The sequence below is a fragment of the Microbacterium shimangi genome (assembly GCF_043556445.1).
In the GTDB taxonomy this organism is placed as follows: domain Bacteria; phylum Actinomycetota; class Actinomycetes; order Actinomycetales; family Microbacteriaceae; genus Microbacterium.
In genome coordinates this window covers 705,260-731,937 of the sequence record NZ_JBIGII010000003.1, presented here as the reverse complement: position 1 = coordinate 731,937, position 26,678 = coordinate 705,260, and the positions used below count along the sequence as shown (strand labels likewise).

Below are 26,678 nucleotides of genomic sequence, written 5' to 3'. Positions count from 1 at the left end.
GCCCGAGAATCAGAACGGAGTGTCGTCGCCGTAGTTGCCGGGCGTCGACCACGCGTCGGCTCCGCCGGCGGCAGGTGCACTGCCTCCGGTGGAAGAGCCCGGCGTCGACCACGGTTCGTCGGCTGCGACCTGGGGACGGGACTGCCCGCCACCGGTAGCGCCGGCTCCGCCGCCGCTCGCCGCGCGTGTGACCTGTGCGGTCGCGTAGCGGAGCGAGGGGCCGATTTCATCGACCTCGAGCTCGATCGACGTGCGGTTCTGGCCTTCGCGGTCTTGGTACGAGCGCTGCTTCAGGCGGCCGGTCGCAACGACCCGCGCACCCTTCGTCAGCGAACCGGCCACGTGCTCGGCGAAATCGCGCCACACCGAGGCACGCAGGAAGAGCGCCTCGCCGTCCTTCCACTCGTTCGCCTGACGGTCGAACGTGCGGGGGGTCGACGCGATGGTGAAGTTCGCCACCGGGAGCCCGCCCTGCGTGTAGCGCAGTTCGGGGTCGGCCGTGAGGTTTCCCACGACGGTGATGATCGTTTCACCGGCCATGGCGCTACGCGGCGTCCTGCTTGGGCGGGCGCGCTGCCTTGCGGGCAGCCTTCTCGTCGGAGCGCTGCTTCTCGGACTCGATCATTGCGATCGCTTCCTCGGCACGGAGAACCTTCGTTCGCATGATCTGCTCGTTCAGCTTCAGCTGACGGTCGAGCTCCTGCGTGGCCTCGCTCGTCGCGGTGAAGCTGACGACGGCGTAGATGCCTTCGTTCTTCTTCTGGATCTCGTATGCGAGACGGCGGCGGCCCCAGATGTCGACCTTGTCGATCGAACCGCCATCGTTCGTGATGACCTTGAGAAAACCGTCGAGCTTCGGAGCGACCTGGCGCTCGTCGACTTCGGGATCAAGGATGACCATGAGTTCGTACTGGTGCGTCACTAACCCACCTCCTTCGGACTAGAACGGTTTCCGGGCATTTCCCGGAAACAGGAGGGTGTGTGCACGTCGTCGGGGCTCATGCAGACAGACTGCTGCCAGACAACCTGAACAGTCTAGCGGATGCTGCCTCTCAGTCCCACCGCGGGGTTCGGGGCGATTTCCACGTCGCCGAAGCGATGGGCAGCCGTGCGATCGGAATGCCGAACGTGGTGAACTGAGGCCATGAGCACCCCTGGCGTCGGCTTCGACGCACGCCCCCTCATCGAACCGGTCGATCCCGCCGCCGCGCGCGCATTCTCGAAAGCCCTGCGCGCGCAGGGCCGCGCACCGAGCTCGAACGCGGCCGGTGTGGTGATCGCGGTGGGTGCGGTCATCGTGGCCGTCTTCGTCTTCCTCAGTGCGGGCGCGGGCGTCATCGTCTCCCTGCTCGACGGGGGTGCCGCCGCCGCCGGCGCCGCTGTGGTCCCCGGGCTCATCATCGTGGGGATCATCGGCCTCACCACGTTCCTGGTGATCTTCGGAAACCGCCGGCGCAATGAGCGGTGGGTGAAGCTCGATCGGTTCGCGCGGGCGAACGGCATGACGTTCGTCCCGACCATCGCCGACCCGCGGTTGCCCGGCATGATCTTCAACCGCGGGAGCAGTCGGGAGTCATCCGACATCGTGCGCGGCGCGCAGCCCCGGTTCGTGGAGTTCGCGAACTACCGGTATACGACCGGAAGTGGCAAGAACCGCACGACCCATGTCTGGGGATACGTCGCGGTGAAGCTCGACGTGCCACTGCCGCACATCATCCTCGATGCGGTCGGAAACAACGGGCTCTTCGGCTCCAACCTGCCCACCATCTACGATCGCGACCAGCGCCTGAGCCTCGAGGGTGACTTCGACCGCTACTTCTCGCTCTTCTGCCCCGCCGGGTACGAACGCGACGCGCTCTACCTCTTCACGCCCGACATCATGGCGCGTTTCATCGACAACGCCGCGCAGCTCGATGTCGAGATCGTCGACAACTGGCTCTTCCTCTACGCCAAGCGCGACGTGTCGACCCTCGATCCCGCCACCTGGGGCTGGATGTTCACGGTCGTCGCCGCCCTCCTCGACAAGCTCGCGCAGTGGGCGCGGTGGCGCGATGATCACCTCGCCGCGACGACCACCGCCCCCGTGCAGGACTCGGTCGCCTCCGGCATCCCCGGCGCCCAGCCGGGCCCGCCCCCCGCTCTGACCCCGCCGCCCCCGGGTGTCGCCGTTCCAGGACGCCGGCTCAAATCGGGCGTGCCGTGGGTCGCCATCATCATCTTCGGCGGCTTCGGGTTGCTCTGGCTGTTCTCGGTCTTCGGCGGCTGGGGCTTCTTCCTCTCCCTCCTCTCCCGCTGATCCCCGCCCTGAGCCCGGGCACTCGCAGCATCCGCACGTCACCGACGCCGGACGACCCCCCGAGAACCCGCCGAGCTAGCAACCTCCTCCGCCGAGCGGAGGGGATATGCGGGGCGGAGGATGCGTGCCCGGCGGGTTCATCCTCCGCCCGCCGTATCCCCTCCGCCGAGCGGAGGGACGAGCGGACGCGGCGGCCACCCAACCCCCGGCCGGGCGGCGAGCGGGGCGCGGGCGCTCAACCGCGCGCAGCCCACCAGTCGCGCAGGCGCTGCTCCGCAGCATCCGTCCCCAGAGGGCCCTCGTCGAGGCGCAGGTCGAGAAGGAACCGGTAGGCCTCGCCGACCTCGCGACCGGGCCCGATACCGAGGATCTCCTGGATGCGGTTGCCGTCGATCTCGGGGCGGATCGCGTCGATCTCCTCCTGCTCGCGCAGGGTGTCGATGCGCGCCTCGATGTCGTCGTAGGCCGAGGCCAGGCGATCGGCCTTGCGCCGGTTGCGCGTGGTGACGTCGGCTCGCGTCAGGATGTGCAGCCGGTCGAGTTCGTCGCCCGCGTCGCGCACGTAGCGGCGCACGGCGGAATCGGTCCACGCACCCTCGGCGTACCCGAAGAACCGGAGGTGCAACTCGACCAGTCGCGACACGACTCCGATGGTGTCGGAATCGAAGCGCAGCTCTTGCAGCCGCTTGCGCGCCAGCCGCGCCCCGCGCACGTCGTGGTGGTGGAAGGTCACCCCGCCGCCGGGCTCGAGGCGCCGGGTCGCGGGCTTTCCGATGTCGTGGAGGAGGGCCGCGAGTCGAAGCGGAACGTCGGGCGCCGAATCGGGGTGCCGCGCACGCTCGAGCTCGATCGCCTGCCGCAGCACGGTCAGCGAGTGCTCGTAGACGTCTTTGTGATGGTGGTGCTCGTCGACCTCGAGGCGCAGCGCCGGCACCTCGGGGAGGAAACGCCCCAGGAGGCCGGTCTCGTCGAGGATGCGGATGCCGCGCACCGGGTCGTCGCTCTGCAGCAGCCGCACGAGCTCGCCCTGCACCCGCTCCGGGCTCACGATCCGCAGGGAATCACCCAGTTCTGCCATCGCGGCGAGAGTCGCCGGGTCGACCTCGAACCCCAGTTGCGCCGCGAACCGGGCCGCGCGCAGCATGCGCAGGGGATCGTCGCCGAAGCTGACCGAGGGATCGGCGGGGGTTCGCAGCATCCGCCCCACGAGATCTTCGACACCGCCCGTCGGATCGACGAGCGTTTGCGCGGGCACCCGCAGCGCCATGGAGTTCACGGTGAAGTCCCGCCGAGCCAGGTCTGCCTCGAGCGTGTCGCCGAATTCGACCGTGGGTTTGCGCGTGACGCCGTCGTAGCTGTCGGCGCGATACGTCGTGACCTCGACCTGCTCGGCACCGCCGCCGGAGAGGGCGATGCGCGCGCCGATCGTGCCGAACTCCCGGCCGATGTCCCAACGGGCGGTCGAGATGGGCGTGATGATGCGCAGGATGTCGTCGGGCCGGGCATTCGTGGTGAAGTCGAGATCGTTCACGGCGCGCCCGATGAGCGCGTCGCGGACGGGCCCGCCGACGATCGCCAGCTCGAATCCGGCATCAGCGAAGGCCCGCGCCAGCGTGGCCACGGTTGCAGACGTGGCGAGCGCGCCCAGGCGCGCCACACCCTCGGCCATATTGAGCATTGGTCGAGCCTATCCGGGCGCCCAGCCGAGGAATCCGGTGAGCACGAGTTCGCGCACCCGGGGCAGCAGGTCCCGGCGAAGCGCGACCGCGTCGACCTCGAGCAACTGGGCGATCGCGTCGATCAGCGGGCCGACCGGCAGGTCTCCGTCGCACGCACCGACGAGGGCGGCAAGGCCCGGATCGACCGACAGCACACGGCCGAACCCGCCCCCCTGGCGCAGCTCGATGATCGTCGGTTCTTCGTCACCGGGGCGATGGTGGCGCGCCTCGGTGACGTCGGGCGCGACGACCTGCCGCGAGGCGGCGAGCACATCGTCGGAGGCGGCGGCCAGCCGGTCGTGCGCGGCCAGCACCGCATCGACGTGGGCCCCGAGCGCGCCGTCGCCCGCGCCGAACGCCGTCTCGTATCGGGAAAGCGTGCCGGTGCCCGATGCTGCGCGCCGCAGGATGATGTAACCGAAACCGATGCCGGTGACCCCGCGCGCGGCGAAATCGTCGAGCCACGCGTCGACGAGGTCGGCGAAGCCCGCCGATCCCGGCAGTGTGCCGCCGTCGCGGATCCACAGCTCGGCGTAGGCCACGGGGTCGAGCCACTCGCGTTCCACGACCCAGGCATCGAGCGCGACCGGCGAGGCGGCGACCCACTCGCGCACCCGGTCGAGCCCCTCCACGCCGTCGCGGGTCTCCCAGTTGCCGAGCAGCTGCGCGATGCCGCCCGGCACGAGGTGCTGCCCGACCCCTCGCACGAACGTCGAGACCAGGTCGTCGCCGACCATGCCGCCGTCGCGGTACTCGTACGCCGGGACGCCGGTGACGCGCGGGGTGATGACGAACGGCGGGTTCGACACGATCCGGTCGAAGGTCGCACCGCGCGCGGGCTCGAACAGGCTGCCGAGGCGCGTCTCGATGCCGTCGATGCCGTTGAGCAGCGCGTTCAGCTCGGTGAAGCGCAGGGCGCGCTCCGACACGTCGGTCGCGACGACCCGGTCGACCACGCGGCGCATGCGCAGGGCTTGGATGCCGCATCCGGTGCCGATGTCGAGACCGGATGCTGCGGGAGCCACCGACTGCAGACGGGCCAGTGTGACCGACGCCCCGCCCACGCCGAGAACGTGGTCCTCGGGCAGCGGACCGCCGACGGCGGCCTCGTCGAGATCGCTCGCGATCCACCATTCGCCGTCGCCCGTGTCATCGGCGAAGGACTGCGGCCGGACGAGGGCTGCGGCACGCACGGTTGCCCCGTCGATCGACGCCAGCCCGAGGCGCTCGAGCCCCGCCGCACCCGCGGTGGGAAGGGCCCTGTCGACGTCGACGAGCGGCTGCGGGACACCGAGGTAGAGAAGTCGGCCGAGCACTGCGAGAGCATCGGTGCGCCCGGCGAGAGCACGCAGTGCGGGGGTCTGGAGGCCCCGAGGAATGGCGGTGTCGGCCTCGTCGCCCCAGGCCGCGCGAAGCGCGTCGGTCGTATATCCCGCCGCCGTGAGATCGGCGGCGAGGGCGGGTGTCGCGACGGGGTCGGGATGCGGCAGCATCCGTCCATTCTCCCGTTTCCGGCCCCGCGCGCAGGGCACGCTGAGTCGCGGACCGTACAATCGCACCGGTGCGGCCTCCATCCGTCCCCGAGCAGAAGCCCCGCATGATCGTGACCTCCAGCGTTCCGCGCTCTCGCGCATCGCGTCGTCGACCGTTGCGACTCCTCGCGGCGACCGGGGCGATCCTCGCCCTCCTCTTCGCCGGGGCTGTTCCGGCGATCGCGGCCGCATCGCCCGCGCCCGACGCGACAGCCACGAGCAGCGAGCCCGCGCTGACCCTGGTTCCCGCGGCGAACGGGGTGCTGCAACCCGGGAGCGACCTCACCGTCTCCGTCACGCTCACCGGCGGCAGCGGGGCATCGACCGTGTCACTGGCGATCGGTGAGCAGCCGCTCGCCGATCGCGCGGCGCTGACCGCATGGACCGCGGGCGACCGCGGCGGCGTCACCGTGACCGAGATCGGGACGGGCGCGCTCGACGCGCCGGCATCGGGCGGCGCGACGAGCGTGTCGATCGGCGTGGTCTCGACCGAACCGGGTCTGCTCGACCGGCCGGCCGGCGTCTACCCGATCGTGGCGACGGCCACCGTGGCCGGCGTACCGCTCGCCTCGACGAGCGCCGTCGTGATCCCCGGGCCCCGCACACCCGTCGACGTGGCTGTCGTCGTCCCGATCACCGCCCCTGCCATCTCGCAAGGACTCCTCCCCGCCGACACCCTCGCCGAACTCACCGCCGCCGACGGTGCGCTCACCGCCCAGCTCGACGCGGTCTCCGAAACCCCGGCGATCCTCGCCGTCGACCCCGCGATCCCCGCGGCGATCCGCGTACTCGGAGACGCCGCTCCCGGCACCGCCCGCGCGTGGCTCGACCGACTGCTCGCACTGCCCAACTCGAGGTTCGCTCTGCAGTTCGGCGATGCCGATATCGCGACCCAGCTGCAGTCGGGTCTCGCTGAGCCCCTGAGCCCCCTCTCTCTCATCTCCTACCTCCCGGCCGGCACCGTGGCGCCCGCCGGCGATCCCTCGCCCGCCGCGTCGGACACCGCGGCGCCGACCGCATCACCCAGCCCGACGCCCGACGCCACCCCCCTCGTGCCCGACCTCGCGTCGCTCACCGACATCGGCGATGACCGGTCATCGGTCTTCTGGCCCGTGGGCGGCACGGCGGGCGCGGGCGTCGTGACCGCGCTCGGGTCCTTGGGCAGCCCGGAAACCCCCGCGTTGACCCTGGTCCCCTCCGCCTCGACGACGGCCGGGGCCGACGGCACCCGCATCGGTGCGCGGGTCGACTCCAGCGGATCCGCTCTCCTGGCCTACGACTCCACCGTCTCCGACCTGCTGCGCTCCGCCGCCGACGCCACCGAGCCCACGAGCCGCGATGCGAGCCTCGCCGCCGTCACCGCGCAACTCGCGCTCGTCGATCCGTCGTCCCCGATCCTCGTCACCGTCGATCGCGGGCAGGACCGATCCCGCACGAACCTTCGCGCGGCGATCGATGCGGCGTCCGGCGCTCCCGCAACGGTCCCCGTCACCCTCGACGACATCGCCGCAGCACCGGCCGCGGCCGCGGTGGACGTGCCGGAGGTCGCCCCCGACGCCGGTCGGGTCGCCGACCTCACCGGCCTTCTCGCCGACGTGCCGGGCCTCGAGCGGTTCGCGACGATCCTCGACGACCCCGCGCTGTTGACCGGCCGCGAGCGCGCCGAGATCCTGCAACTGCTGGGGGCCGGCTGGCGAGCGGATGCCGATGCCGCCCAGGCCGCGGTCACCGCGCATCGCGCGGCCACCGTGACGACGATCGAGTCGGTGACCCTCCTGGCCTCCGACGTGAACCTCCTGAGCTATAACGCCAACTACGGGCCGTTCGTCCGGAATGCGCTGCCCTGGCCGGTGAACGTGACCCTCATCGCCAACCCCAATGACGCCCGGCTCATCGTGCAGACCCGCACCGTCGCCGACTCCCTTCCCGCCAACGCGAACACCCGTGTGGTCGTACCCGTCGAGGCGCAGATCGCGAACGGGCAGGTCGACATCGACATGCGTCTGGTCAGCCCCACCGGAGACCCGATCGGTTCACCCCTGACCGTCGCCGTCGAGGTGCACGCCGACTGGGAGAACATCGGTCTCGCCATCCTGGGCGGTCTGCTGGCGCTCTTCGTCGCCGCCGGAATCGTGCGCACCGTGCTGCGCCGCCGGGCGGCCCGCCGCGCACCGGGCGAGCCCGATGTCGAGGCGACGGCGTGAGCGGGCTCGGCCGCGCGAGTGCCCTGATCGGTGCCGGCACGATCGTCTCGCGCCTCACCGGCCTTCTCCGCACCATCGTGCTCGTGTCGGCCATCGGCAGCGTCAGTAAGGCCGCAGATGCCTGGGCCGTCGCCTATTCGCTGCCCAACAGCGCCTACGCGATCATCTCGACGGGCTTGCTGACGGCGGTGATCGTCCCGCAGATCGTCAAAGCCACCTCTCACGCCGACGGCGGGCACGCCTTCATCTCGAAGCTCTTCACGCTCGGAGCGAGTGTCCTCGTGGCTGCGACGGGCGTCGCCGTCCTCTTCGCTCCGCTGCTCGTGAGCCTCTACGCCCGCGAGTTCCCGCCCGAACAGCAGGCCCTCGCCACAGCATTCGCCTACTGGCTGCTGCCGCAGATCTTCTTCTTCGGACTCTTCGCGCTCCTCGGCGAGATCCTCAATGCGCGACGGGTCTTCGGTCCGTACACCTGGGCACCGATCGTGAACAACGTCGTGTCCATCTCGGGTTTCCTCGTCTTCCTGGCCCTCTTCGGAGGACCGATCACTCTCGTCGAGCAGTGGACGCCGCAGATGATCGCGGTGCTCGCTGGCTCGGCGACCGCCGGCATCATCATCCAGTGCCTGGTGCTGGTGCTGTTCTGGCGTCGTGCCGGCCTGCGGCTCCGCCCCGACTTCCGGTGGCGCGGCGTCGGGCTCCGTCACATCGGTCGCCTGGCGGGATGGACCTTCCTCATGGTCGTCGTCGGCCAGGTAGCGGGCATCGTGCAGTCGAACGTGCTCGCACCGGCATCGGGCGACGCCCCCGCCATGTTCGCCTCCGCCAACGCATGGCTCGTATTCATGCTGCCGTATTCGATCATCGTGCTGTCGATCGGAACCCCCTACTTCACGCGCCTGAGTGAGCACGCGAACGCGCAACGGCACGACGGCGTGCGCGCCGACATCGTCAGCAGCATCCGCACCCTCGGACTCTTCACGGTGGTCGCGACGGCCGCCCTCGCTGTCGCGGCCGTACCCGCTTCGCGCATCTTCACCGACACGGCCGCCCAGGCACCCGCCGTTGCGGCCGTTCTCGTCGCATATCTGGTCTCGCTGGTGCCCCTTGCAATCCTGTTCGTGGTGCAACGCACGTTCTACGCCTACAACGACACCCGCACGCCTTTCTTGTTCACGCTCTTCCAGGGCGCGCTGGTCGTGACAACGGCCCTCGTAGCCGGGGCGACCCTTCCAGCGGAGCAGGTGGCGGTGGGAGTGGCGCTCGGACAATCGCTCGCCAGCATCGCGCAGGTGATCGTCGCCATCTGGCTGCTGAACCGAAAGCTCGGAGGCATCGCTGTCGGATCGTGGATGCTGTCGATCGGCCGCTTCACCCTCGCCGCCCTCCCGGCGGCGGCGGCGGGCTGGGGCGTTTTCCTCCTCACCGGCGGCGCCGCCGGCTGGACGACGGCCGACAGGATCTTCGGCGCCCTCGGCGCCGCTCTCATCGGCACCGTGACCCTCGTCGTGTATGTCGCGGTTCTCGCGATCTTCCGGGTTCCGGAGCTGCGTCCGGCGATCGACATCGCGCGGCGGTTCCTCCCCCGGCGCTGACGCCGACCCGCGGAATACCCCGGGTCTACGATGAGTTCTACGCCGTAGGACCAACGAAGGGGGCGACGCACGTGCGTCACGTCATCATCATCGGATCGGGACCGGCGGGATACACCGCCGCGATCTACGCTGCTCGAGCCAACCTGGAGCCGCTCGTCGTCGCGAGCTCGGTCGAGGCCGGCGGCGAGCTCATGAACACCACCGACGTCGAGAACTTCCCCGGATTCCCGGAGGGAATCCAAGGTCCTGACCTGATGACCAAGATGCAGGAGCAGGCCGAGCGCTTCGGCGCCGAGGTTCTCTACGACGACGTCGTTTCTCTCGACCTCACGGGTCCGGTGAAGAAGGTCACCCTCGGAAGCGGCAAGGAGTACGAGGCCTACTCGGTCGTCTACGCAACGGGTTCGGCGTATCGCAAGCTCGGTCTCGCCGGCGAAGACCGCCTGTCGGGACGCGGCGTTTCGTGGTGCGCCACGTGCGATGGGTTCTTCTTCCGCGACCGCACCATCGCGGTCGTCGGCGGCGGCGATTCGGCCATGGAAGAGGCCACCTTCTTGACCAAGTTCGCCTCGAAGGTCTACATCATCCATCGCAAAGACAGCCTGCGCGCATCGAAGATCATGCAGGAACGGGCCATGGCGAACGAGAAGATCGAGTTCGTCTGGAACAGCGAGGTCATCGACATCCTCGGTGACGACGCCGTCAACGCCGTGGAACTCCGCGACACGGTCGACGGGTCAACTCGCCGACTCGAGCTCGACGGCCTGTTCGTCGCGATCGGCAACGACCCGCGCACCCACCTGGTGCACGGCACGCTCGACCTGACGCCCGAGGGCACGATCTGGGTCGACGGTCGGTCATCGCGCACCTCCGTTCCCGGCGTCTTCGCCGCCGGCGACGTCATCGACCCGACCTACCGCCAGGCCATCACCGCCGCCGGCACCGGCACGGTCGCCGCCCTCGACGTCGAGCACTTCCTCGCCGCTCGCGGCGAGGCCGGCGCACCCGAGGTGAACGCCGACCAGATCGAGAACCTCGCGGGCGCTGACGCGTCCTGAGGAACATTCCGACTCCGACCGGCGTTATTACCGGCAGAACTTCCCACTAAGGAGATGCAATGAGCGCTAAGGCGACGACGTCCGCCACATTCGAGCAGGACGTCTTGAACGCAGAAGGACCGGTCCTGGTCGATTTCTGGGCGGAGTGGTGCGGCCCGTGTCGCATGGTCGGCCCAATCCTCGACGAGATCCAGTCTGAGAACTCCGAGAAGATCACCGTTCTGAAGCTCAACGTCGACGAGAACCCCGATCTGGCCATGAAGTACCAGATCACCTCGATCCCCGCGATGAAGGTCTTCCAGGGCGGCGAGGTCAAGACCACGATCATCGGCGCCAAGCCCAAGTTCGCTCTCGAGAAGGATCTCGCAGCGTTCATCGGCTGAGACGGCACGTGAGTTTCACGTGAAACATGAAATCCCCGGCGACCACATGGTCGCCGGGGATTTCTGCATCTCGGATGCTGCGCCGACTCGGGCCCGCTTCCGTCAGGAAGCATCGAGGCGAACGGCCGCATCCCATCGACGATGCGATTCTTCGCTACCCAGCAGACGCCAGACGGCGCGAGTGAGCGGTGGGTAGTCCAGCGAGATCTGCCGGAGGACGCGGTAGTGGCGCGCGTGATTGGGTCGCGCCCCGCCGTTCTCGGCGATGTTCTCCGCCCGCAGAATCAGTACGACCAGCTCATCGACGGTCGGGAGGTCCTCCATGAAATCCCAGGGATCCTCGCCGTCGCGAAGCCTTTCGTCCACGAGCACCGAGAGCTCATCTGCGGCCTCGGCTCTCAGGAGTTCGAGGCTCGCCCTCCTCCGGGGCTGGTCGTCTTGCGTAGCCATTCATCCAGCGTACGACGACCCGAAACAAGGGGGGCGACGGGGAAGAAAACTCGTCGCAAACGAACTGCTTCTCAGGCGCCGTAGCCCTCTTCGCCGATCTCGGTGAGAATACGATTCAGATCCTGGATCGTCGCGAAATCTATGCTGATCTGGCCTTTACGAGAACTGAGACCGATGCGGACCTTGGTGTTCAGTCGATCACCCAGCCGCTCGGCGACCTCATCCAGGTGGCCACGTCGACTACCGGCCTTGGGTGCGGGTCGCTTCGATTCCGGACCCTTGGCAGCGGCCTCGGCCGCACGCACCGACAGGTCTTCGTTCACGATCTTGTCGGCCAGACGCTGCATCGCGTCGACGCTCTCGACCGACAGGATGGCGCGGGCATGACCCGCGGTGAGCACCCCGGCCGCGACCCTCTGCTGCACCGGCACGGGGAGCCTCAGAAGGCGGATGGTGTTGCTGATCTGGGGCCGCGATCGTCCGATGCGGGTGGCGAGTTCTTCCTGGGTGATGCCGAAGTCCTCCAGGAGCTGCTGGTAGGCCGATGCTTCTTCGAGCGGGTTCAGCTGGGAGCGATGGAGGTTCTCCAAGAGCGCATCGCGCAGGAGGTTCTCATCCGCCGTATCGCGCACCACGGCCGGGATCGTTGCCAGGCCGGCCTCCCGGGAGGCCCGCGTGCGCCGCTCCCCCATGATGAGTTCGTAGGTGCCGTCACCCAGCGCACGGACGACAACCGGCTGCAGCACCCCGAACTCGCGAACACTGTGGACGAGTTCAGCGAGATCGTCGGCATCGAAGTTCATCCGCGGCTGGCGCGGGTTCGGGACGATCTTGTGAGGATCGACCTGGATCAGACGCGCCCCGGGCACAGCGACCAGCTGCGCATCGTCCTCCGCGCGCGCCACTGCCGCTTGGTCGGCGGCGGCCTGAGCAGGACCGTCGGGGAAGAAGACGTCGACCGGACGTGATTCGTTCGGCTCCGCCGTCGGAATCAATGCGCCGATGCCCCTCCCGAGGCCAGTCCTTTTCGCCATCAGGCTTCCTTCCGGTCAACGGCGCTACGCCGGACGATCTCGACAGCGGCCTCGCGATACGCGACGGCACCGGCCGACTGCCCATCGTAAGCGATGACGGTCTGCCCGAAACTCGGCGCCTCTGAAACCCGCACGGAACGGGGGATGACGGCGTTCAGGACCTCTGTAGGAAAATGCTCCCGCACTTCGTCGGCCACCTGCTGCGCCAGGCGCGTGCGTCCGTCGTACATCGTCAGCAGGATCGTCGAAAGACGCAGGTTCGGGTTGAGGTGCTTCTGGATCATCTGGACACTTCCCAACAGTTGACTCAACCCCTCGAGCGCGTAGTACTCGCATTGAATCGGGATCATGACCTCGCGCGCCGCTGTGAAGGCATTGATCGTCAGGAGCCCGAGCGATGGCGGGCAGTCGATGATGACGAAATCGATCCGCCGGGCCGGATCGGCGAGATACTCGTCGAGAGCGGTACGCAGACGGTGCTCTCGCGCGACCCGAGAGACGAGTTCGATCTCTGCCCCCGCAAGGTGGATCGTGCTCGGCGCGCAGAACAACCGCGGCGACTCCGGGCTCTGCTGAATGATTTCGGCGAGCGGCATGTCGTCGATGAGCACGTCGTAGACGCTGGGTACGTCTGCGTTGTGCGGCACGCCGAGCGCGGTTGAGGCATTTCCCTGCGGATCCAGGTCGACGACCAGGACCTCGGCTCCCAGCTGCGCGAGAGCCGCGGCGATATTGACGGCGCTGGTGGTCTTCCCCACCCCACCCTTCTGGTTGGAGACGGTGATCACACGCGTCTCACCCGAGAACTCCACCTCGACGCCATCGAGTACACGCCGGCGGGCGGAGAGGTTCATGATCTCGCGCGCAATGGGCGAATCGTCGAACGCGTCCACTGGCGACCGGTCATCGGGATGTTTCACGTGAAACTTTCTCCTTTACCGCCGGTTCGGCACATCCGCTCGAGTCTACGTCAGCCCCGGCAGCACCAATCAGTCCCGCGATGTTTCTCGTGAAACACCGTGCGATGAACGGCCGACCTCGGGGCCAATCCCGATGCATGTTTCACGTGAAACACACGCAGCCATCATCTGGCGACGCGGGCGCGCACCACTCGGGTAGGTTCATCCAAGATCTCTGCGCCGATCAGCTCCACCCGCACATCCGTCAGGCGGTGAGCCCGGATCTGCTTGGCCGCGGCCGTGATCTCGTTCTGCGCGTTCGCACCCTTCAGGAGGACGAGTTCGCCGCTATCCTTCACCAGCGGAGCCGTCAGGGGGAGGAGGGTCTTGAGGGCGCTCACCGCTCGGGCGGTAACCATGTCGAGCGTCCCCGCGCCTTCCCAGTCCTCGCCGCGGGTGCGGACGATCTCTACGTTGTCGAGCCCGAGGTCGCGCACCTGTTCTGTCAACCACACCGTGCGGCGCTCCATGGGCTCGATGAGGATCCACTCGACATCGGGCCGGGCGATCGCAAGCGCGATGCCTGGCAAGCCGGCCCCGGAACCCACGTCACCGACCCGCCCTCGGAACAGTGGCGCGACGATGGCACTGTTCAACACGTGCCGGGTCCACAGACGCGGTAGTTCCAGGGGTCCGATAAGACCCCGTTCTTCGCCGTGTTCCGCTAGTGCCACGGTGAACTGCCGAGCAAGATCGACCCGGTCACCGAAAACGGCTCCTGCTGACCGTGGTTCCGCCTCGAGCGTCGTCATCGATGTTTCACGTGAAACGGCTTACGCGCGACGGATGACGGGGTGTCGATCCGCGCCCTCGCCGAACGATTCGGACGAGAAACCGCGGTCGGCGGCGATGTCGTGAATCAACTTCCGCTCGTAGCTCGACATGGCGGGGAGGGATGCCTGCGTCGAACCCTCATCCAGCCGAAGGATCGCGCGGTCGACGAGCTGCTCCAACTCGCGCTGCCGCGCATCCCTGGATCCACCCACGTCCAGGATCAAGCGGGAGAAGCGGCCCGTGCTGTTCTGCACCGCCAACCGCGTGAGCTCCTGGAGCGCTCGGACGGTCTCGGGGTCGGCGAGTCGCGCGATCGGCCCCGCCGCATCCGCCTCCACCGAGACGTAGGCGCGCCCGGCTCTGACGTCCATCGCGAGGTCACCATCGATGTCGGCGATATCGAGGAGAGCCTCGATGTAGTCCGCGGCGACGTCACCCTCTTGTTCGAGCTGTTCGTCGGTCGCGGGGGGAGGCGTCTCGAGCTGGTCGGGAGTCGTCATGTTCGTCTTTCCGGAGAAGGCGGTCAGCGGGAGGAAGGTGCGTCAGGCGTGGTGGTGGCCCCGGGGGAATCGGGGGTCGAGCCGGTCGGACGGGGAACCGCTGCTTTCGTCCCCTGCTTCTTCGACCGCTGCTTGCCCACCGGCTGCTGACGCTTGGGTGCGACGGCGCGGGCGCGCTCCGCCTCCTCGAGAAGTCGCTGCTGTTCGGCCTGGTACTTCTCCATCGTGATGACCTTGCCGTTGGCGTCGATCGCCTTGCCCTTGCGCGCCAGACGCTCTTCACGAGCCTTGGCGGCATCGGAGCCGGGCGTCGGCATCTCACGGATGACGATGAACTGCTGCGCCATCGTCCACAGGTTGCTCGCGAACCAGTAGATGACCACGCCGAGCGGGAAGAAGACTCCCGAGAAGATGAATCCGAGCGGCAGGATGAACAGCATGATGCGCTGCATCTGGTAGGCCTGGCCGGTCTTCGCCTCGGGGGACAGGTTCTTCGAGATGATCTGAAGCTGGGTGAAGAACTGCGACGCGATCATCAGCACGACGAGAATGATCAGGATGATGACCGAAACCTGGCCGTCGGGCTGACTCCATGCCGTCGTGAGGTTGACGTGCAGCGATGCCACATCGAAGAGCCTCGCGTCGTAGAACTCGCGGGTGAGCTCGTTGTCGAGAAGCCCGACCCCGCTGAAGTTGGGGTTGGCGGCGATCTTCTGCACGTCGTTCAACACGCTGAAGAGCGCGAAGAACACCGGCATCTGCACGAGGAGCGGAAGGCAGCTCGACACCGGCGTCGTGCCGTGCTTCTTGTACAGCGCCATCGTTTCGCGGCTCATCGCCTCGCGAGAGAGCTGGTCTTTCTTGCCGCGGTACTTCTCCTGAACTTTCCGCAGTTCAGGGGCGATTTCCATCATCTTTCGCTGGCTCTTGATCTGCTTCACGAACAGCGGGATCATCGCTGCGCGAACCACGACCACCAGCCCGACGATCGCGAGCACCCAAGTGATACCCGCCGCGGCGGGCAACCCGATGGCCGTGAACACCCAGTGCCAAGAAACCAGCACGAGCTCGACCAGCCACTTCAGTGGCCAGAGGACGATTCCAATGAGATCCGGCACGGATCAGTCCTTTCCAGGGGGCACGACGAATCCGTGCGGGGTGAGCTCATAACGGAAGGCACGATGTGGCGGCACGTCGTCGATGCCACCCTGAGCCCAGGGATGACAGCGGGCGAGTCGCGCGGCCGCCAGAGCCACGCCCTTCACGACCCCGTGCTGCTGCACCGCACCTACCGCGTATGCCGAACAGGAGGGGTAGTACTTGCACACGTCGCCATAGACGTGAGAGATGGTCGCGCGGTAGCCGTGCAGCACCGAAAGTGCCGCATTGCGCGGAAGAAGAGGGGCAGACCGACCGAGATCGGACGCCAGCCAGTGTGCTGTGCCGGTCGCCGAGGTCGGCAGGGTCGAGGCGCTCACGCGGCTCTCCGTTTCAGACAGCGGACCACGTCGTCGCGCAGATCGGCGAACTCCGCCGTCGCAGAGCCCGGAAGCGCCCGGATCACCACGTCGGCTCCGGGGCGAACCGACGTCAACGCCTCGGCACAGACGGCCTTCAATCTTCGACGCACGAGGTTGCGCGTCACCGCTGAACCGACCTGCCGGCTGACGATGAATCCGAACCGTGCCGGTGCGTCGCCGCCGGTGCCTCCCACGTACGTCACGGTGTGCGTTCCCGCACACCGAGCACCCCGCCGGACAATGGCTTTATAGTCCGATCCGCGGGTGAGTCGGTTCGGCTTCGCGAGCACCGCGTGAGGTCAGGCCGAGAGCTCGGTGCGCCCCTTGGCGCGCCGAGCCGAAAGGATGGAGCGACCGGCACGCGTGTGCATGCGGGCGCGGAAACCGTGCTTCTTGGCGCGGCGGCGGATGTTGGGCTGGAAAGTACGCTTCGTCATGAGATAACTCCGGGATCGGATGCCGCCCGGGCGATCATCCGGGCCGAGACAACGGGGACTGCCTCGAGGGCATAAGTCAACCGACTAAGACTAAGCCCGGCTTCTCGAGAAGACAAACCGACACGAGGCCAAAGAGCGATTATCCACAAGGTCGCGCCCTCGCCCTGGCAATGACACGCCGCACCCACCTACAGTGGGTTTTGCTCTCGCGACGACCGCTGACTAACGTGTCTCCGATAGTTATCCACAGGTTTGACGCGTTCCGTCGATCTGCGAAGCGCGAGTTCCCGGGGGGACGATGTCACCGAACGAGGCCGCCGACGTTCCCATCTGGCCCGCCGTGCTCGAGATACTCGACCGAGACGATCGCGTCACCCCTCAGCTTCGGGGCTTCCTCAATCTCGTGGTTCCGAGCGGCGTGTACGCCGGGGTGCTCTACCTCGACGTTCCGAACGACTTGACCGCCGCCCAGATCAACAAGCGGTTGCGTCTGCCCCTCCTCGAAGCCCTCACCACAGTCGAGGCGCCGGAACCCGCCGCATCGTTCCGTGTTGCGGTGAATCCCGACCTGATCGATGCGCACCTCACCTCGTCGGCCAACTCACCCCACCCCGAGATCGACCACACGCCGCCTCCCGTGCCCGTACCGGTGCCGAACTCGCGCCCGAACATGGACGACACCTCGGAATCGGCGTCGCCGGCGTCGCGGAGCGATACGCGACTGAACCCGAAATACACCTTCGACAACTTCGTCATCGGCCAGTCCAACCGGTTCGCCCATGCCGCTGCGGTCGCCGTGGCCGAGGCTCCCGCGAAGGCGTACAACCCGCTGTTCATCTACGGCGACTCCGGCCTCGGCAAAACACACCTTCTCCACGCGATCGGCGACTACGCGGTGAGCATGTACGCCGGTATCAGGGTGCGATACGTCTCGAGCGAGGAGTTCACGAACGACTTCATCAACTCGATCGTCAACAACCGCGGATCCGCCTTCCAAGCCCGCTACCGCGATGTCGACATCCTCCTGATCGACGACATCCAGTTCTTGCAAGGGCGTGCAGAGACCCAAGAGGCGTTCTTCCACACCTTCAACACCCTCCACGATCACGACAAGCAGGTCGTGATCACCAGTGACGTGCCGCCCAAACACCTCACCGGGTTCGAGGATCGTATGCGCAGCCGCTTCGAGTGGGGTCTCATCACCGATGTGCAGGCACCCGACCTCGAAACCCGTATCGCGATCCTGCGGAAGAAGGCGCAGAGCGAGCGACTGCAGATTCCCGACGAGGTGATGGAGTACATCGCCACCGTCGTGTCGTCGAACATCCGCGAGCTCGAGGGTGCTCTCATCCGGGTCTCGGCCTTCGCTAGTCTGAACCGTTCCACCCTCGACATGTCTCTCGCACAGACGGTTCTTCGCGACATCATCGATCAGGACGACCAGAACGTCGTCTCGCCGACCGACATCATCACGGCCACCGCCCAGTACTTCAAGCTCTCGGTCGACGACCTCTACGGGTCCAGCCGGTCGCAGTCGATCGCCATCGCCCGCCAGATTGCCATGTACCTCTGCCGAGAACGCACGAGCCTGTCGCTGCCGAAGATCGGCCAACTGTTCGGGAACCGCGATCACACCACGGTCATGTACGCCTACAAGAAGATCAGCGACCTCATGAAAGAACGTCGCTCGATCTACAACCAGGTCACCGAGATCACCACGCAACTGGGCCGCTCAGCCCGCTGACTCGCGTCGTCGTCCGTTCGGGCCCGGTTGCGCGCCCCTGGGCGCCGCCCTCGCTCGACGCGCCCGGATGACATCGAGGTTTGACATCGGCACCCGTCCGGCGTCAAAATCGCGCGTTCTACACATGTGGAAAACGTGTGGATAACTTTCGTTTCCGTTGCACAAAATGTGGTTCGCAGACCCGAAGCTGTGGAGAGACGACCGGATGCTGGCGACGAGGCCCCCGACGTCGCCTCACACTTTCCGCAGCGACTGCACATCTCACACGCGTGTAGTTCCCATGCGCTCGCACGCTTCGCCGGAGTTGTCCACAGTTTCCACAGCTGTTAACAAGATGAAGAACAAAATCCTTAATCAAAGCCAGTTCGATGACCTTTACGGCGAACGGTGCTTTTCCGGATCACCCCGGGGCGGGCACTAGCATGAGTAACCCAGGCCCGACGTCGAGGGAGCCGCCCGTGAAATTCCACGTCAATCGTGATGTGTTCAGCGAAGCTGTGTCGTTCGTCGTCAAGCTCCTCCCGCAGCGCAATCCTCAGCCGATCCTTGCCGGGGTTCTGATCGAAGCCGGCGAGAACGGACTCTCCCTCGCAGCGTTCGACTACGAAGCATCCGCCCGCACGACGATCGAGGCCACGGTCGATGAGCCCGGCACGATCCTCGTCCACGGCCGACTGCTTTCCGAGATCGCCAGCCGCCTGCCCAACGCACCGATCCAGATCGCGGTCGACGACGACGGTGGCATCGTGCTCACCTGCGGCTCAGCGCGATTCACCCTCGCATCGATGCCGGTGCAGGAATATCCGGCGATCCCCGAGGTCAACGGCGAATCCGGGCTCGTTCCCGCCGAAGACTTCGCCACCGCGATCGCGCAGGTCGCTTTCGCTGCGTCACGCGACGATGTGACCCCGGTCCTCACCGGTGTGCAGCTCGAAGTCTCCGGCACGCGGCTGAGCCTCGTCGCCACCGACCGCTACCGCGTCGCACTGCGCGAGATCCCGTGGGACGGCGGGTCCGCCGCCTCCGACGAACCGACCACGGCTCTCGTCCCCGCGCGGACTCTGCAGGAAGTCGGGAAGACCTTCGCCCACGGCGGCGACATCTCGATCGCGTTCTCGGGGTCGGGCGACCGCGAGATCATCGCGTTCACCGCCGGCAACAAGACCGTCACCTCGCTGTTGATCAAGGGCAACTTCCCCCCCGTTCGCCGTCTGTTCCCCGAGGCGACCGAACACCACGCCGTGGTGAACACGGCCGAACTCGCCGAGGCCGTTCGACGCGTCGCCCTCGTGCTCGACCGGTCGGCTCCCCTGCGGTTCACGTTCTCCGGAGACGGCGTATCGATGGACGCCTCGGGCACCGAGCAGGCTCGCGCGTCGGAGTCGGTCGACGCGACTCTCGTCGGCGACGATGTGACACTCGGTCTCAACCCGCAGTACCTCCTCGAGTCGCTCGGCGCTGTGCGCAGCGAGTTCGCACGCGTCACGTTTACGTCGAGTGAGAATGCCAACAAGCTGAGCCCCGTGCTCATCACGCCGCAGACGTCGGGTGGCGAGCAATCGTTCAAGTACCTGTTGCAGCCGAACCTCCTCCTCCGCTGAGGTCGGACGTCGCGGGTAGTCTGACCCGGTGATCGTGGAGCAGCTGAGTCTCATCGACTTCCGCAACTACGCGGTTGCCGATGTCACACTCGGACCCGGTGCGAATGTCTTCGTCGGCCGCAACGGTCAGGGCAAAACGAACCTGGTCGAGGCGATCGCCTACCTCGCCACACTCGGTTCCCATCGTGTCTCGAGCGATGCGCCGATGGTGCGAGACGGCGCGGAGTCGGCGATCGTGCGGGCGCGTCTGACGCACGGTGAACGCCGGGTGCTGCTCGAACTGCAGTTGAATCGCCAGGGTGCGAACAAGGCGCGCATCAACGGCGCGGCGGTCAAGACGGCCGAACTGCCGCGCTATGCGCAGGTCATCTTGTTCGCTCCCGAAGATCTGCAGATCGTGCGCGGTGATCCTTCGTCTCGGCGACGATTCGCCGATCAACTCCTCATCCAGCGCACGCCACGGATGGCCGGCGTCCTCAGTGACTACGACCGCGTACTCAAACAGCGCACGGCGCTGCTCAAATCGGCGAGAGCTCGGGGCATCAAAGGTGGAGGCCTGTCGACGCTCGACGTCTGGGACGACAAATTGGTGACGTTGGGCACCGAGGTCATCGAGGCGAGGCTCGCCCTCGCCCGGGATCTCACCGCGCCGGTCGCCGCGGCCTACACCGCCATCGCCGGCGCCGATCACGACCCCCGCCTCGACTGGGCGCTGTCGGTGCGCGGGGGCGACCCCGAAGACGACGAATCGGTCGAAAATGATTCCGGGTCGGCAGGGTCGCTGTCGGATCAGTTCCGTGCAGCGCTCGCGGCGCGGCGTCCGGCAGAGCTCGAACGCGGGTTGACTCTCGTCGGCCCCCACCGCGACGACCTCGTGCTGCGGGTGCGAGGGCTGCCGGTGAAGGGATATGCCTCTCACGGGGAGTCGTGGTCGGTCGCACTCTCTCTTCGCCTGGCGTCCGCCGAACTCCTGCGCGCCGAGTCGAGCCTCGGTGACCCGGTCTTGATCCTCGACGACGTGTTCGCAGAGCTCGACGTCGGACGACGTTCGCGTTTGGCCGATCTCGTCAGCGGGTACGAGCAGGTCATCGTGACGTCAGCGGTCGAAGAAGACGTTCCCGACGCACTCCGTGCCCGAATGGTGCGCGTCGACGCGGGCCGGATCGTCGAGGGCACCGATGGCTGACGACGCCGATCTCCCGGAGTCGATCGCCACCTACCTGCGCCTGCGCGGTCTCGAACCTTCGCCTTATCGCCGCCGCCGGCGTCAGCGCCGCACCACCGATTCCGACGAGAACATCCCTTTCACGTCAGGACGCGATCCTCGTGGCGTGGGCGACGTGCTGTCGGATCTGACGCGCACCGCCGGGTGGAACTCGGTGCTCGCCCGGGAAGACCTGGTGCGCACCTGGGACGACGTCGCCGGAGCCGAAACGGCGCAGCACACCCGCCCCGTCGCACTCGATGCGGGGATGCTGACCGTTCAGGCGGACTCGACGGCCTGGGCGAAGCAACTGCAGCTCATGCGCGCGCACATCCTTTCGGAGATCGTCCGGAAGTTCCCGGAGGCGGGTGTCGACAGCATCCGCTTCATCGGCCCTGACGTCCCCTCCTGGAAATGGGGTCCCAGAGCGATTCAAGGCCGTGGTCCGCGCGATACCTACGGGTGAGCTAGGTCCGATCGAGGTTCCGGTCTTTTGATCGCGTCACAGAGGCGTATAGGCATCGAGATCCGTCTCGTCAGGGTAGAGTGTCTCTGTTATCCCAGACCGATGTGGAGTGCGCGAAACCTATGACGTCCGTGAACCCCGACAGCGTTCCTGAAGAACCCGAATCCCAGCCCGTAGAGAAGGTTCACAACGACTACGGTGCCGATGAGATCCAGGTACTCGAGGGTCTCGAGGCGGTTCGCAAGCGCCCCGGCATGTACATCGGTTCGACGGGTGAGCGCGGCTTGCACCATCTGGTGTACGAGATCGTCGACAACTCCGTCGACGAGGCGCTGGCAGGCTACTGCGACACCATCGAGGTGACCATCCTCGAAGACGGTGCCGTACGCGTCATCGACAACGGTCGAGGCATTCCCGTCGACATGCACCGCAGCGAGGGTAAGTCGACCGTCGAGGTCGTGCTGACCGTCCTTCACGCCGGCGGCAAGTTCGGTGGGGGCGGTTACGCCGTCTCGGGTGGGCTGCACGGTGTCGGTTCATCGGTGGTCAACGCGCTGTCATCGCGCCTCGAGGTCGCGGTCCAGCGGCAGGGATTCGTCTGGCGTCAGGTGTACCGCAACGGCGGCGTGCCCGAAGCTCCTCTCGCGCAGGCGGAGCCGAGCGACGCCACGGGAACGACGATCACCTTCTGGCCGGATGAAACCATCTTCGACACCGTCGACTTCGACTACGAGACGCTCCGCACACGCTTCCAGCAGATGGCGTTCCTGAACAAGGGTCTTCGCATCACGCTGCGGGACGAGCGCGTGAACGCGATCTCGGTGGAAGCCGGATCGGACGGCGAAGAGACTCCCCACCACCCGCACGACAGCTTCCTGTACGAGCGCGGTCTGGTCGACTACGTCGAGTACCTCAACAAGGTGCGCCGTGCAGATGTCGTCAATGACGAGATCATCGACTTCGAGTCCGAAGACACCGAGCGCAAGATCGCCCTCGAAATGGCGATGCAGTGGACGACGAGTTACACCGAGACCGTCTTCACCTTCGCCAACACGATCAACACGCACGAGGGCGGCACCCACGAAGAAGGTTTCCGTGCGGCGCTCACGGCGCTCGTGAACAAGTACGCGCGAGCGAACAACCTTCTGAAAGAGAAGGACGAGAACCTCTCCGGCGAAGACGTGCGCGAGGGTCTCACCGCCGTCATCTCGGTGAAGCTCGCCGAGCCCCAGTTCGAGGGGCAGACCAAGACCAAACTCGGCAACACCGAAGCCAAAGCGTACGTGCAGAAGGCTGTCGGCGATCGGCTGGGTGACTGGTTCGACCGGAACCCCGTGCAGGCCAAGAACGTCGTGCGCAAGGCGATGGACGCCAACACCGCTCGCTTGGCGGCCCGCAAGGCGCGCGAGACCGCTCGACGCAAGAGCGTGTTCGAATCGGCGTCTATGCCCGACAAGCTCAAAGACTGCACGAGCAAAGACCCGAAGATCAGCGAGGTGTTCCTCGTCGAGGGTGACTCCGCCGGCGGTTCGGCCGTGCAGGGTCGCGATCCGCACATCCAGGCCATCCTCGCCCTCCGCGGCAAGATCCTGAACGTCGAGCGCGCACGTCTCGACCGGGCTCTCGGCAACAACGAGGTACAGGCCATGATCCAGGCCTTCGGCACGGGTATCGGCGAAGACTTCGACATCGAGAAGGCGCGCTACCACAAGATCGTTCTGATGGCGGATGCCGATGTCGACGGTCAGCACATCACGACGTTGCTGCTTACGCTCCTCTTCCGCTACATGCGGGGTCTCATCGAGGCGGGTTTCGTCTACCTCGGACAACCGCCGCTGTACCGGTTGAAGTGGTCGAACTCGCCCCACGAGTACGTCTACAGCGACCGCGAGCGTGATGCGCTCCTGGCGGAGGGCGTCGCGAGCGGCAAGCGCATCCCCAAAGACAACGGCATCCAGCGCTACAAGGGTCTCGGTGAGATGAACCCCAAGGAGCTGTGGGAGACCACGATGAACCCGCAGACGCGCACCCTGCTGCAGGTGACGATCGACGACGCGGCTGCGGCCGACGAGATCTTCTCTGTGCTGATGGGCGAAGACGTCGAATCGCGACGCGGATTCATCCAGCGCAACGCTAAAGACGTGCGCTTCCTGGACATCTGAGGAACTGAGAACACATGGCTGACGAAGAACGCCCGACGCCCGAGCACGATCACGGCAGGATCGACCAGGTCGATCTGCAGCTCGAGATGCAGCGCAGCTACCTCGACTACGCGATGAGCGTGATCGTCGGTCGCGCCCTGCCCGACGTGCGCGACGGCTTGAAGCCCGTGCACCGCCGCGTGATCTACGGCATGTACGACGGCGGCTTCCGCCCCGACAAGTCGTTCTCGAAGTGCGCTCGCGTGGTCGGCGAGGTCATGGGGCAGTACCACCCTCACGGTGATGCCCCGATCTACGACGCCCTGGTGCGACTCGTTCAGCCGTGGTCGCTGCGCTACCCCCTCGCTCTCGGGCAGGGAAACTTCGGCTCTCCCGGTAACCAGGGAGCCGCCGCCCCCCGGTACACCGAGACCAAGATGGCTCCGCTCGCGCTCGAGATGGTGCGCGACATCGAAGAAGAGACCGTCGATTTTCAGGACAACTACGACGGTCAGACGCAGGAACCCGTCGTGCTGCCCGCGCGGTTCCCGAACCTGCTCGTCAACGGTTCCGTCGGCATCGCCGTCGGTATGGCGACGAACATCCCCCCGCACAACCTCCGCGAGGTCGCGGCCGGCGCCCTCTGGGCGCTCGATCGTCCCGAGGCAGGCCGCGAGGAACTCCTCGAGGGGCTGATGGAGCTCATCCACGGGCCCGACTTCCCGACGTCGGCGCAGATCCTCGGCACCCGGGGCATCAAAGACGCGTACCGCACGGGTCGTGGCTCGATCACGATGCGGGCCGTCGTCAGCGTCGAAGAGATCCAGGGGCGAACCTGCCTCGTCATCACCGAGCTGCCGTACCAGGTGAATCCCGACAACGTCGCGGTGAAGATCCGCGATCTCGCCCGTGACGGCAAGATCACGGGCATCGCCGACATCCGCGACGAGAGCTCCGACCGCACCGGTCAGCGTCTGGTCATCGTGCTCAAGCGCGATGCGGTGGCGAAGGTCGTGCTGAACAACCTCTACAAGCACACGCAGCTGCAAGACAACTTCGGCGCGAACATGCTCGCCATCGTCGACGGTGTGCCTCGCACCCTGCCGCTCGACGGGTTCATCACCTACTGGATCGCGCACCAGGTCGAGGTGATCGTCCGACGCACCACCTTCCGGTTGCGCAAGGCCGAGGAGCGCGCGCACATCCTGCGCGGGTACCTCAAGGCGCTCGACGCGCTCGACGATGTCATCGCGCTCATCCGGCGGTCGGCGACCGTCGACGACGCTCGAACCGGACTCATCGAGCTTCTCGACATCGACCTCGACCAGGCCGATGCGATCCTCGGAATGCAGCTGCGGCGCCTCGCCGCGCTGGAGCGCCAGAAGATCATCGACGAGGCGACCGAGCTCGAGCTCCAGATCGCCGACTTCAAGGCGATCCTCGCCGACCCGGTTCGCCAGCGCGCGATTATCCGCGACGAGCTCACCGAGATCGTGTCGAAGTACGGCGACGATCGCCGCACCGAGATCTTGCCCGGCTACGACGGCGACATGTCGATCGAAGACCTCATCCCCGAAGAAGAGATGGTCGTCACCGTCACACGCGACGGCTACATCAAGCGCACTCGGAGCGACAACTACCGCTCGCAGCACCGCGGCGGCAAGGGCGTGAAGGGGGCGCAACTGCGCGCCGATGACGTCGTCGAGCACTTCTTCGTCACCACCACCCACCACTGGTTGTTGTTCTTCACCAACAAGGGACGCGTCTACCGCTCGAAGGCCTACGAGGTTCCCGAGGCCGGCCGCGATGCGAAGGGGCAGCACGTCGCGAACCTGCTCGCCCTGCAGCCGAACGAAGAGATCGCCCAGATTCTCGACATCCGCGACTACAGCGTTGCGACCTACCTCGTTCTCGCCACGCGCGGCGGGCTCGTGAAGAAGACGCGCCTGACCGAATACGACACGAACCGTCAAGGCGGGGTCATCGCGATCAAACTGCGCGGCGCCGATGAGGTCGATGGCGACGAGGTGGTCAGCGCGTTCCTCACCAACGAGGGCGATGACGTTCTGCTCATCAGTCGCCACGGTATGTCTCTGAGGTTCACCGCCACAGACGATTCGCTGCGCCCCATGGGTCGTTCCACGGAGGGTGTGAAGGGAATGTCGTTCCGCGGAGACGACAGCCTGCTGTCTGCCTCCTTCGTCAGTGACGACGGATTCGTCTTCGTCGTCACCGAAGGCGGGTACGCGAAGCGCACGGCCGTCGACCAGTACCGCACCCAGAGCCGAGGCGGACTCGGCATCAAAGTCGCACGTCTGAGCGACGATCGCGGCGATCTGGCGGGCGGTCTGATCGCCTCCGCGGACGACGAGATCCTTGTGGTTCTTGCCAGCGGCAAGGTGGTACGCTCTGCCGTGGCCGAGGTGCCTGCGAAGGGTCGCGACACGATGGGAGTCGTGTTCGCCCGCGCCGGGGGCGACGATCGCATCATCGCCATCGCCCGTAACGGTGAGCGCCGCCTGGCCGAAGCATCCGAATCCGATGCAGACCCGGCAGACTCCGCAGACACTGTCACCGAGCCCACCACCGAGCCTGTCGAAGGGCCGACCGAGACCCCCGAGGAAAGCGCGGACGCATGAGCACGGTAGCCGACAAACTCGCCAAGAAGTCGACGCACAAGACGACCGCGAAGCAGGTTCGCCTGCGCCTGGTCTACGTCGACTTCTGGTCGGCCGTGAAGCTGTCGTTCCTCGCCGCGGTCGCGCTCGCGATCGTGACGGTCGTGTCGTTCTTCCTGGTGTTCATGGTCGTGCAGACCACCGGCCTCATCGACCAGGTCGACGAGTTCTTCACGAGCTTCTCCGACGGGGGTGTCTCGATCCGCCAGTTCGTCGGGCTGCCCCAGGTCATGGCATTCGCGGCGATCGTGGCGATCCTGAACCTCATCGTCGTGACCGTGCTCGGCGCGGTCGTCGCGGGCATCTACAACCTCGCCGTGAAAGTCAGCGGCGGGCTGCTCGTCGGGTTCACCTCGAACTGACCGGTCGAGCTCCGCGGCGAGA

The 26,678-nt window shown here is 66.7% G+C and carries 25 protein-coding genes; 12 read left to right on the top strand and 13 right to left on the bottom strand.

Features of this window, described 5'->3' with window-relative positions; translation table 11 throughout:
* Window positions 1-9: 9 nt before the first annotated feature.
* Both ACFXQA_RS05110 and rpsF read right to left on the bottom strand, forming a co-directional pair.
* Window positions 10-540: a single-stranded DNA-binding protein gene (locus tag ACFXQA_RS05110; RefSeq protein WP_394518718.1), complete on the bottom strand. Its 531-nt coding sequence runs from the start codon at window positions 538-540 to the stop codon at window positions 10-12.
* Window positions 541-544: 4 nt separating this feature from the next.
* Complete coding sequence (gene rpsF, locus ACFXQA_RS05105) at window positions 545-922, bottom strand: 30S ribosomal protein S6 (RefSeq protein ID WP_394518717.1); 378 nt, start codon at window positions 920-922, stop codon at window positions 545-547.
* Window positions 923-1,144: 222 nt separating this feature from the next.
* Here rpsF and ACFXQA_RS05100 point away from each other — a divergent pair, with 222 nt between their 5' ends.
* On the top strand, window positions 1,145-2,296 hold the full coding sequence (locus ACFXQA_RS05100) for a hypothetical protein (protein WP_394518716.1): 1,152 nt from the start codon (window positions 1,145-1,147) through the stop codon (window positions 2,294-2,296).
* Between the two features lie 235 nt (window positions 2,297-2,531).
* Here the strand turns inward: ACFXQA_RS05100 and ACFXQA_RS05095 are convergent, their stop codons facing one another.
* Together ACFXQA_RS05095 and ACFXQA_RS05090 are read right to left on the bottom strand one after the other, a co-directional pair.
* Window positions 2,532-3,974, bottom strand: a complete 1,443-nt coding sequence (locus tag ACFXQA_RS05095) for a CCA tRNA nucleotidyltransferase (RefSeq protein ID WP_394518715.1) — start codon at window positions 3,972-3,974, stop codon at window positions 2,532-2,534.
* A 9-nt stretch (window positions 3,975-3,983) separates the two neighbouring features.
* Window positions 3,984-5,507, bottom strand: a complete 1,524-nt coding sequence (locus ACFXQA_RS05090) for a DUF7059 domain-containing protein (protein WP_394518714.1) — start codon at window positions 5,505-5,507, stop codon at window positions 3,984-3,986.
* A gap of 68 nt (window positions 5,508-5,575) precedes the next feature.
* Here ACFXQA_RS05090 and ACFXQA_RS05085 point away from each other — a divergent pair, with 68 nt between their 5' ends.
* From ACFXQA_RS05085 to trxA, 4 genes are all read left to right on the top strand, one after another.
* Window positions 5,576-7,750 carry a DUF6049 family protein gene (locus ACFXQA_RS05085; RefSeq protein ID WP_394518713.1) on the top strand — a complete coding sequence of 725 codons (2,175 nt, stop codon included), beginning with the start codon at window positions 5,576-5,578 and terminating at the stop codon, window positions 7,748-7,750.
* Window positions 7,747-9,345, top strand: a complete 1,599-nt coding sequence (gene murJ / locus ACFXQA_RS05080) for a murein biosynthesis integral membrane protein MurJ (RefSeq protein ID WP_394518712.1) — start codon at window positions 7,747-7,749, stop codon at window positions 9,343-9,345. Before ACFXQA_RS05085 ends, murJ begins: the two co-directional genes overlap by 4 nt.
* 71 nt (window positions 9,346-9,416) lie before the next feature.
* A complete protein-coding gene (gene trxB, locus ACFXQA_RS05075) occupies window positions 9,417-10,403 on the top strand; it encodes a thioredoxin-disulfide reductase (protein ID WP_394518711.1) in 987 nt (328 codons plus the stop codon).
* A gap of 59 nt (window positions 10,404-10,462) precedes the next feature.
* The gene (trxA, locus tag ACFXQA_RS05070) at window positions 10,463-10,786 is read left to right on the top strand and encodes a thioredoxin (protein ID WP_394518710.1); all 324 of its coding nucleotides are present in this window, start codon (window positions 10,463-10,465) and stop codon (window positions 10,784-10,786) included.
* Window positions 10,787-10,888: 102 nt separating this feature from the next.
* Here the strand turns inward: trxA and ACFXQA_RS05065 are convergent, their stop codons facing one another.
* The 9 genes from ACFXQA_RS05065 to rpmH form a co-directional block, all read right to left on the bottom strand.
* Window positions 10,889-11,236, bottom strand: coding sequence for a tryptophan synthase subunit alpha (locus ACFXQA_RS05065; RefSeq protein WP_394518709.1), 348 nt, complete (start codon window positions 11,234-11,236; stop codon window positions 10,889-10,891).
* A 71-nt stretch (window positions 11,237-11,307) separates the two neighbouring features.
* Entirely contained in the window at window positions 11,308-12,270 is a 963-nt protein-coding gene (locus tag ACFXQA_RS05060) for a ParB/RepB/Spo0J family partition protein (protein ID WP_394518708.1), read from the bottom strand.
* Entirely contained in the window at window positions 12,270-13,124 is an 855-nt protein-coding gene (locus ACFXQA_RS05055) for a ParA family protein (RefSeq protein WP_394519077.1), read from the bottom strand. Before ACFXQA_RS05055 ends, ACFXQA_RS05060 begins: the two co-directional genes overlap by 1 nt.
* A 230-nt stretch (window positions 13,125-13,354) precedes the next feature.
* Window positions 13,355-13,981, bottom strand: coding sequence for a 16S rRNA (guanine(527)-N(7))-methyltransferase RsmG (gene rsmG / locus ACFXQA_RS05050; RefSeq protein ID WP_394518707.1), 627 nt, complete (start codon window positions 13,979-13,981; stop codon window positions 13,355-13,357).
* 21 nt (window positions 13,982-14,002) lie between these two features.
* A complete protein-coding gene (locus ACFXQA_RS05045; RefSeq protein WP_394518706.1) occupies window positions 14,003-14,503 on the bottom strand; it encodes a Jag family protein in 501 nt (166 codons plus the stop codon).
* Window positions 14,504-14,526: 23 nt separating this feature from the next.
* Window positions 14,527-15,621: a membrane protein insertase YidC gene (yidC, locus tag ACFXQA_RS05040; RefSeq protein WP_394518705.1), complete on the bottom strand. Its 1,095-nt coding sequence runs from the start codon at window positions 15,619-15,621 to the stop codon at window positions 14,527-14,529.
* A 3-nt stretch (window positions 15,622-15,624) separates the two neighbouring features.
* Window positions 15,625-15,981 carry a membrane protein insertion efficiency factor YidD gene (gene yidD, locus ACFXQA_RS05035; RefSeq protein WP_394518704.1) on the bottom strand — a complete coding sequence of 119 codons (357 nt, stop codon included), beginning with the start codon at window positions 15,979-15,981 and terminating at the stop codon, window positions 15,625-15,627.
* The gene (rnpA, locus tag ACFXQA_RS05030) at window positions 15,978-16,313 is read right to left on the bottom strand and encodes a ribonuclease P protein component (RefSeq protein WP_394518703.1); all 336 of its coding nucleotides are present in this window, start codon (window positions 16,311-16,313) and stop codon (window positions 15,978-15,980) included. The genes yidD and rnpA overlap by 4 nt, the downstream gene beginning before the upstream one ends.
* A gap of 9 nt (window positions 16,314-16,322) precedes the next feature.
* Window positions 16,323-16,460: a 50S ribosomal protein L34 gene (gene rpmH, locus ACFXQA_RS05025; RefSeq protein WP_394518702.1), complete on the bottom strand. Its 138-nt coding sequence runs from the start codon at window positions 16,458-16,460 to the stop codon at window positions 16,323-16,325.
* A 298-nt stretch (window positions 16,461-16,758) separates the two neighbouring features.
* Between rpmH and dnaA the strand changes: the two genes are divergently transcribed.
* The 7 genes from dnaA to ACFXQA_RS04990 all read left to right on the top strand — a co-directional run bounded on the left by dnaA (window position 16,759) and on the right by ACFXQA_RS04990 (window position 26,656).
* Window positions 16,759-18,204, top strand: a complete 1,446-nt coding sequence (dnaA, locus tag ACFXQA_RS05020) for a chromosomal replication initiator protein DnaA (protein ID WP_394518701.1) — start codon at window positions 16,759-16,761, stop codon at window positions 18,202-18,204.
* A gap of 458 nt (window positions 18,205-18,662) precedes the next feature.
* The gene (dnaN, locus tag ACFXQA_RS05015) at window positions 18,663-19,805 is read left to right on the top strand and encodes a DNA polymerase III subunit beta (protein WP_394518700.1); all 1,143 of its coding nucleotides are present in this window, start codon (window positions 18,663-18,665) and stop codon (window positions 19,803-19,805) included.
* Between the two features lie 28 nt (window positions 19,806-19,833).
* Window positions 19,834-20,991: a DNA replication/repair protein RecF gene (recF, locus tag ACFXQA_RS05010; protein ID WP_394518699.1), complete on the top strand. Its 1,158-nt coding sequence runs from the start codon at window positions 19,834-19,836 to the stop codon at window positions 20,989-20,991.
* On the top strand, window positions 20,984-21,475 hold the full coding sequence (locus ACFXQA_RS05005; RefSeq protein ID WP_394518698.1) for a DciA family protein: 492 nt from the start codon (window positions 20,984-20,986) through the stop codon (window positions 21,473-21,475). Before recF ends, ACFXQA_RS05005 begins: the two co-directional genes overlap by 8 nt.
* Window positions 21,476-21,597: 122 nt before the next feature.
* A complete protein-coding gene (gene gyrB / locus ACFXQA_RS05000) occupies window positions 21,598-23,637 on the top strand; it encodes a DNA topoisomerase (ATP-hydrolyzing) subunit B (RefSeq protein ID WP_394518697.1) in 2,040 nt (679 codons plus the stop codon).
* 14 nt (window positions 23,638-23,651) lie between these two features.
* Window positions 23,652-26,255, top strand: coding sequence for a DNA gyrase subunit A (gene gyrA / locus ACFXQA_RS04995; protein ID WP_394518696.1), 2,604 nt, complete (start codon window positions 23,652-23,654; stop codon window positions 26,253-26,255).
* Window positions 26,252-26,656: a DUF3566 domain-containing protein gene (locus ACFXQA_RS04990; protein ID WP_394518695.1), complete on the top strand. Its 405-nt coding sequence runs from the start codon at window positions 26,252-26,254 to the stop codon at window positions 26,654-26,656. Before gyrA ends, ACFXQA_RS04990 begins: the two co-directional genes overlap by 4 nt.
* Window positions 26,657-26,678 lie beyond the last annotated feature (22 nt).

Excerpts from the sequence above, each read along its gene's own strand:
- ACFXQA_RS05065 (WP_394518709.1), bottom strand. The coding sequence starts at position 11,236 with ATGGCTACGCAAGACGACCAGCCCCGGAGGAGGGCGAGCCTCGAACTC.
- ACFXQA_RS05005 (WP_394518698.1), top strand. The coding sequence starts at position 20,984 with ATGGCTGACGACGCCGATCTCCCGGAGTCGATCGCCACCTACCTGCGC.
- rpmH (WP_394518702.1), bottom strand. The coding sequence starts at position 16,460 with ATGACGAAGCGTACTTTCCAGCCCAACATCCGCCGCCGCGCCAAGAAG.
- ACFXQA_RS05045 (WP_394518706.1), bottom strand. The coding sequence starts at position 14,503 with ATGACGACTCCCGACCAGCTCGAGACGCCTCCCCCCGCGACCGACGAA.
- ACFXQA_RS05100 (WP_394518716.1), top strand. The coding sequence starts at position 1,145 with ATGAGCACCCCTGGCGTCGGCTTCGACGCACGCCCCCTCATCGAACCG.
- dnaA (WP_394518701.1), top strand. The coding sequence starts at position 16,759 with ATGTCACCGAACGAGGCCGCCGACGTTCCCATCTGGCCCGCCGTGCTC.
- ACFXQA_RS04990 (WP_394518695.1), top strand. The coding sequence starts at position 26,252 with ATGAGCACGGTAGCCGACAAACTCGCCAAGAAGTCGACGCACAAGACG.
- ACFXQA_RS05060 (WP_394518708.1), bottom strand. The coding sequence starts at position 12,270 with ATGGCGAAAAGGACTGGCCTCGGGAGGGGCATCGGCGCATTGATTCCG.
- trxA (WP_394518710.1), top strand. The coding sequence starts at position 10,463 with ATGAGCGCTAAGGCGACGACGTCCGCCACATTCGAGCAGGACGTCTTG.
- rsmG (WP_394518707.1), bottom strand. The coding sequence starts at position 13,981 with ATGACGACGCTCGAGGCGGAACCACGGTCAGCAGGAGCCGTTTTCGGT.
- gyrA (WP_394518696.1), top strand. The coding sequence starts at position 23,652 with ATGGCTGACGAAGAACGCCCGACGCCCGAGCACGATCACGGCAGGATC.
- ACFXQA_RS05055 (WP_394519077.1), bottom strand. The coding sequence starts at position 13,124 with ATGAACCTCTCCGCCCGCCGGCGTGTACTCGATGGCGTCGAGGTGGAG.
- gyrB (WP_394518697.1), top strand. The coding sequence starts at position 21,598 with ATGACGTCCGTGAACCCCGACAGCGTTCCTGAAGAACCCGAATCCCAG.
- ACFXQA_RS05090 (WP_394518714.1), bottom strand. The coding sequence starts at position 5,507 with ATGCTGCCGCATCCCGACCCCGTCGCGACACCCGCCCTCGCCGCCGAT.
- ACFXQA_RS05110 (WP_394518718.1), bottom strand. The coding sequence starts at position 540 with ATGGCCGGTGAAACGATCATCACCGTCGTGGGAAACCTCACGGCCGAC.
- ACFXQA_RS05095 (WP_394518715.1), bottom strand. The coding sequence starts at position 3,974 with ATGCTCAATATGGCCGAGGGTGTGGCGCGCCTGGGCGCGCTCGCCACG.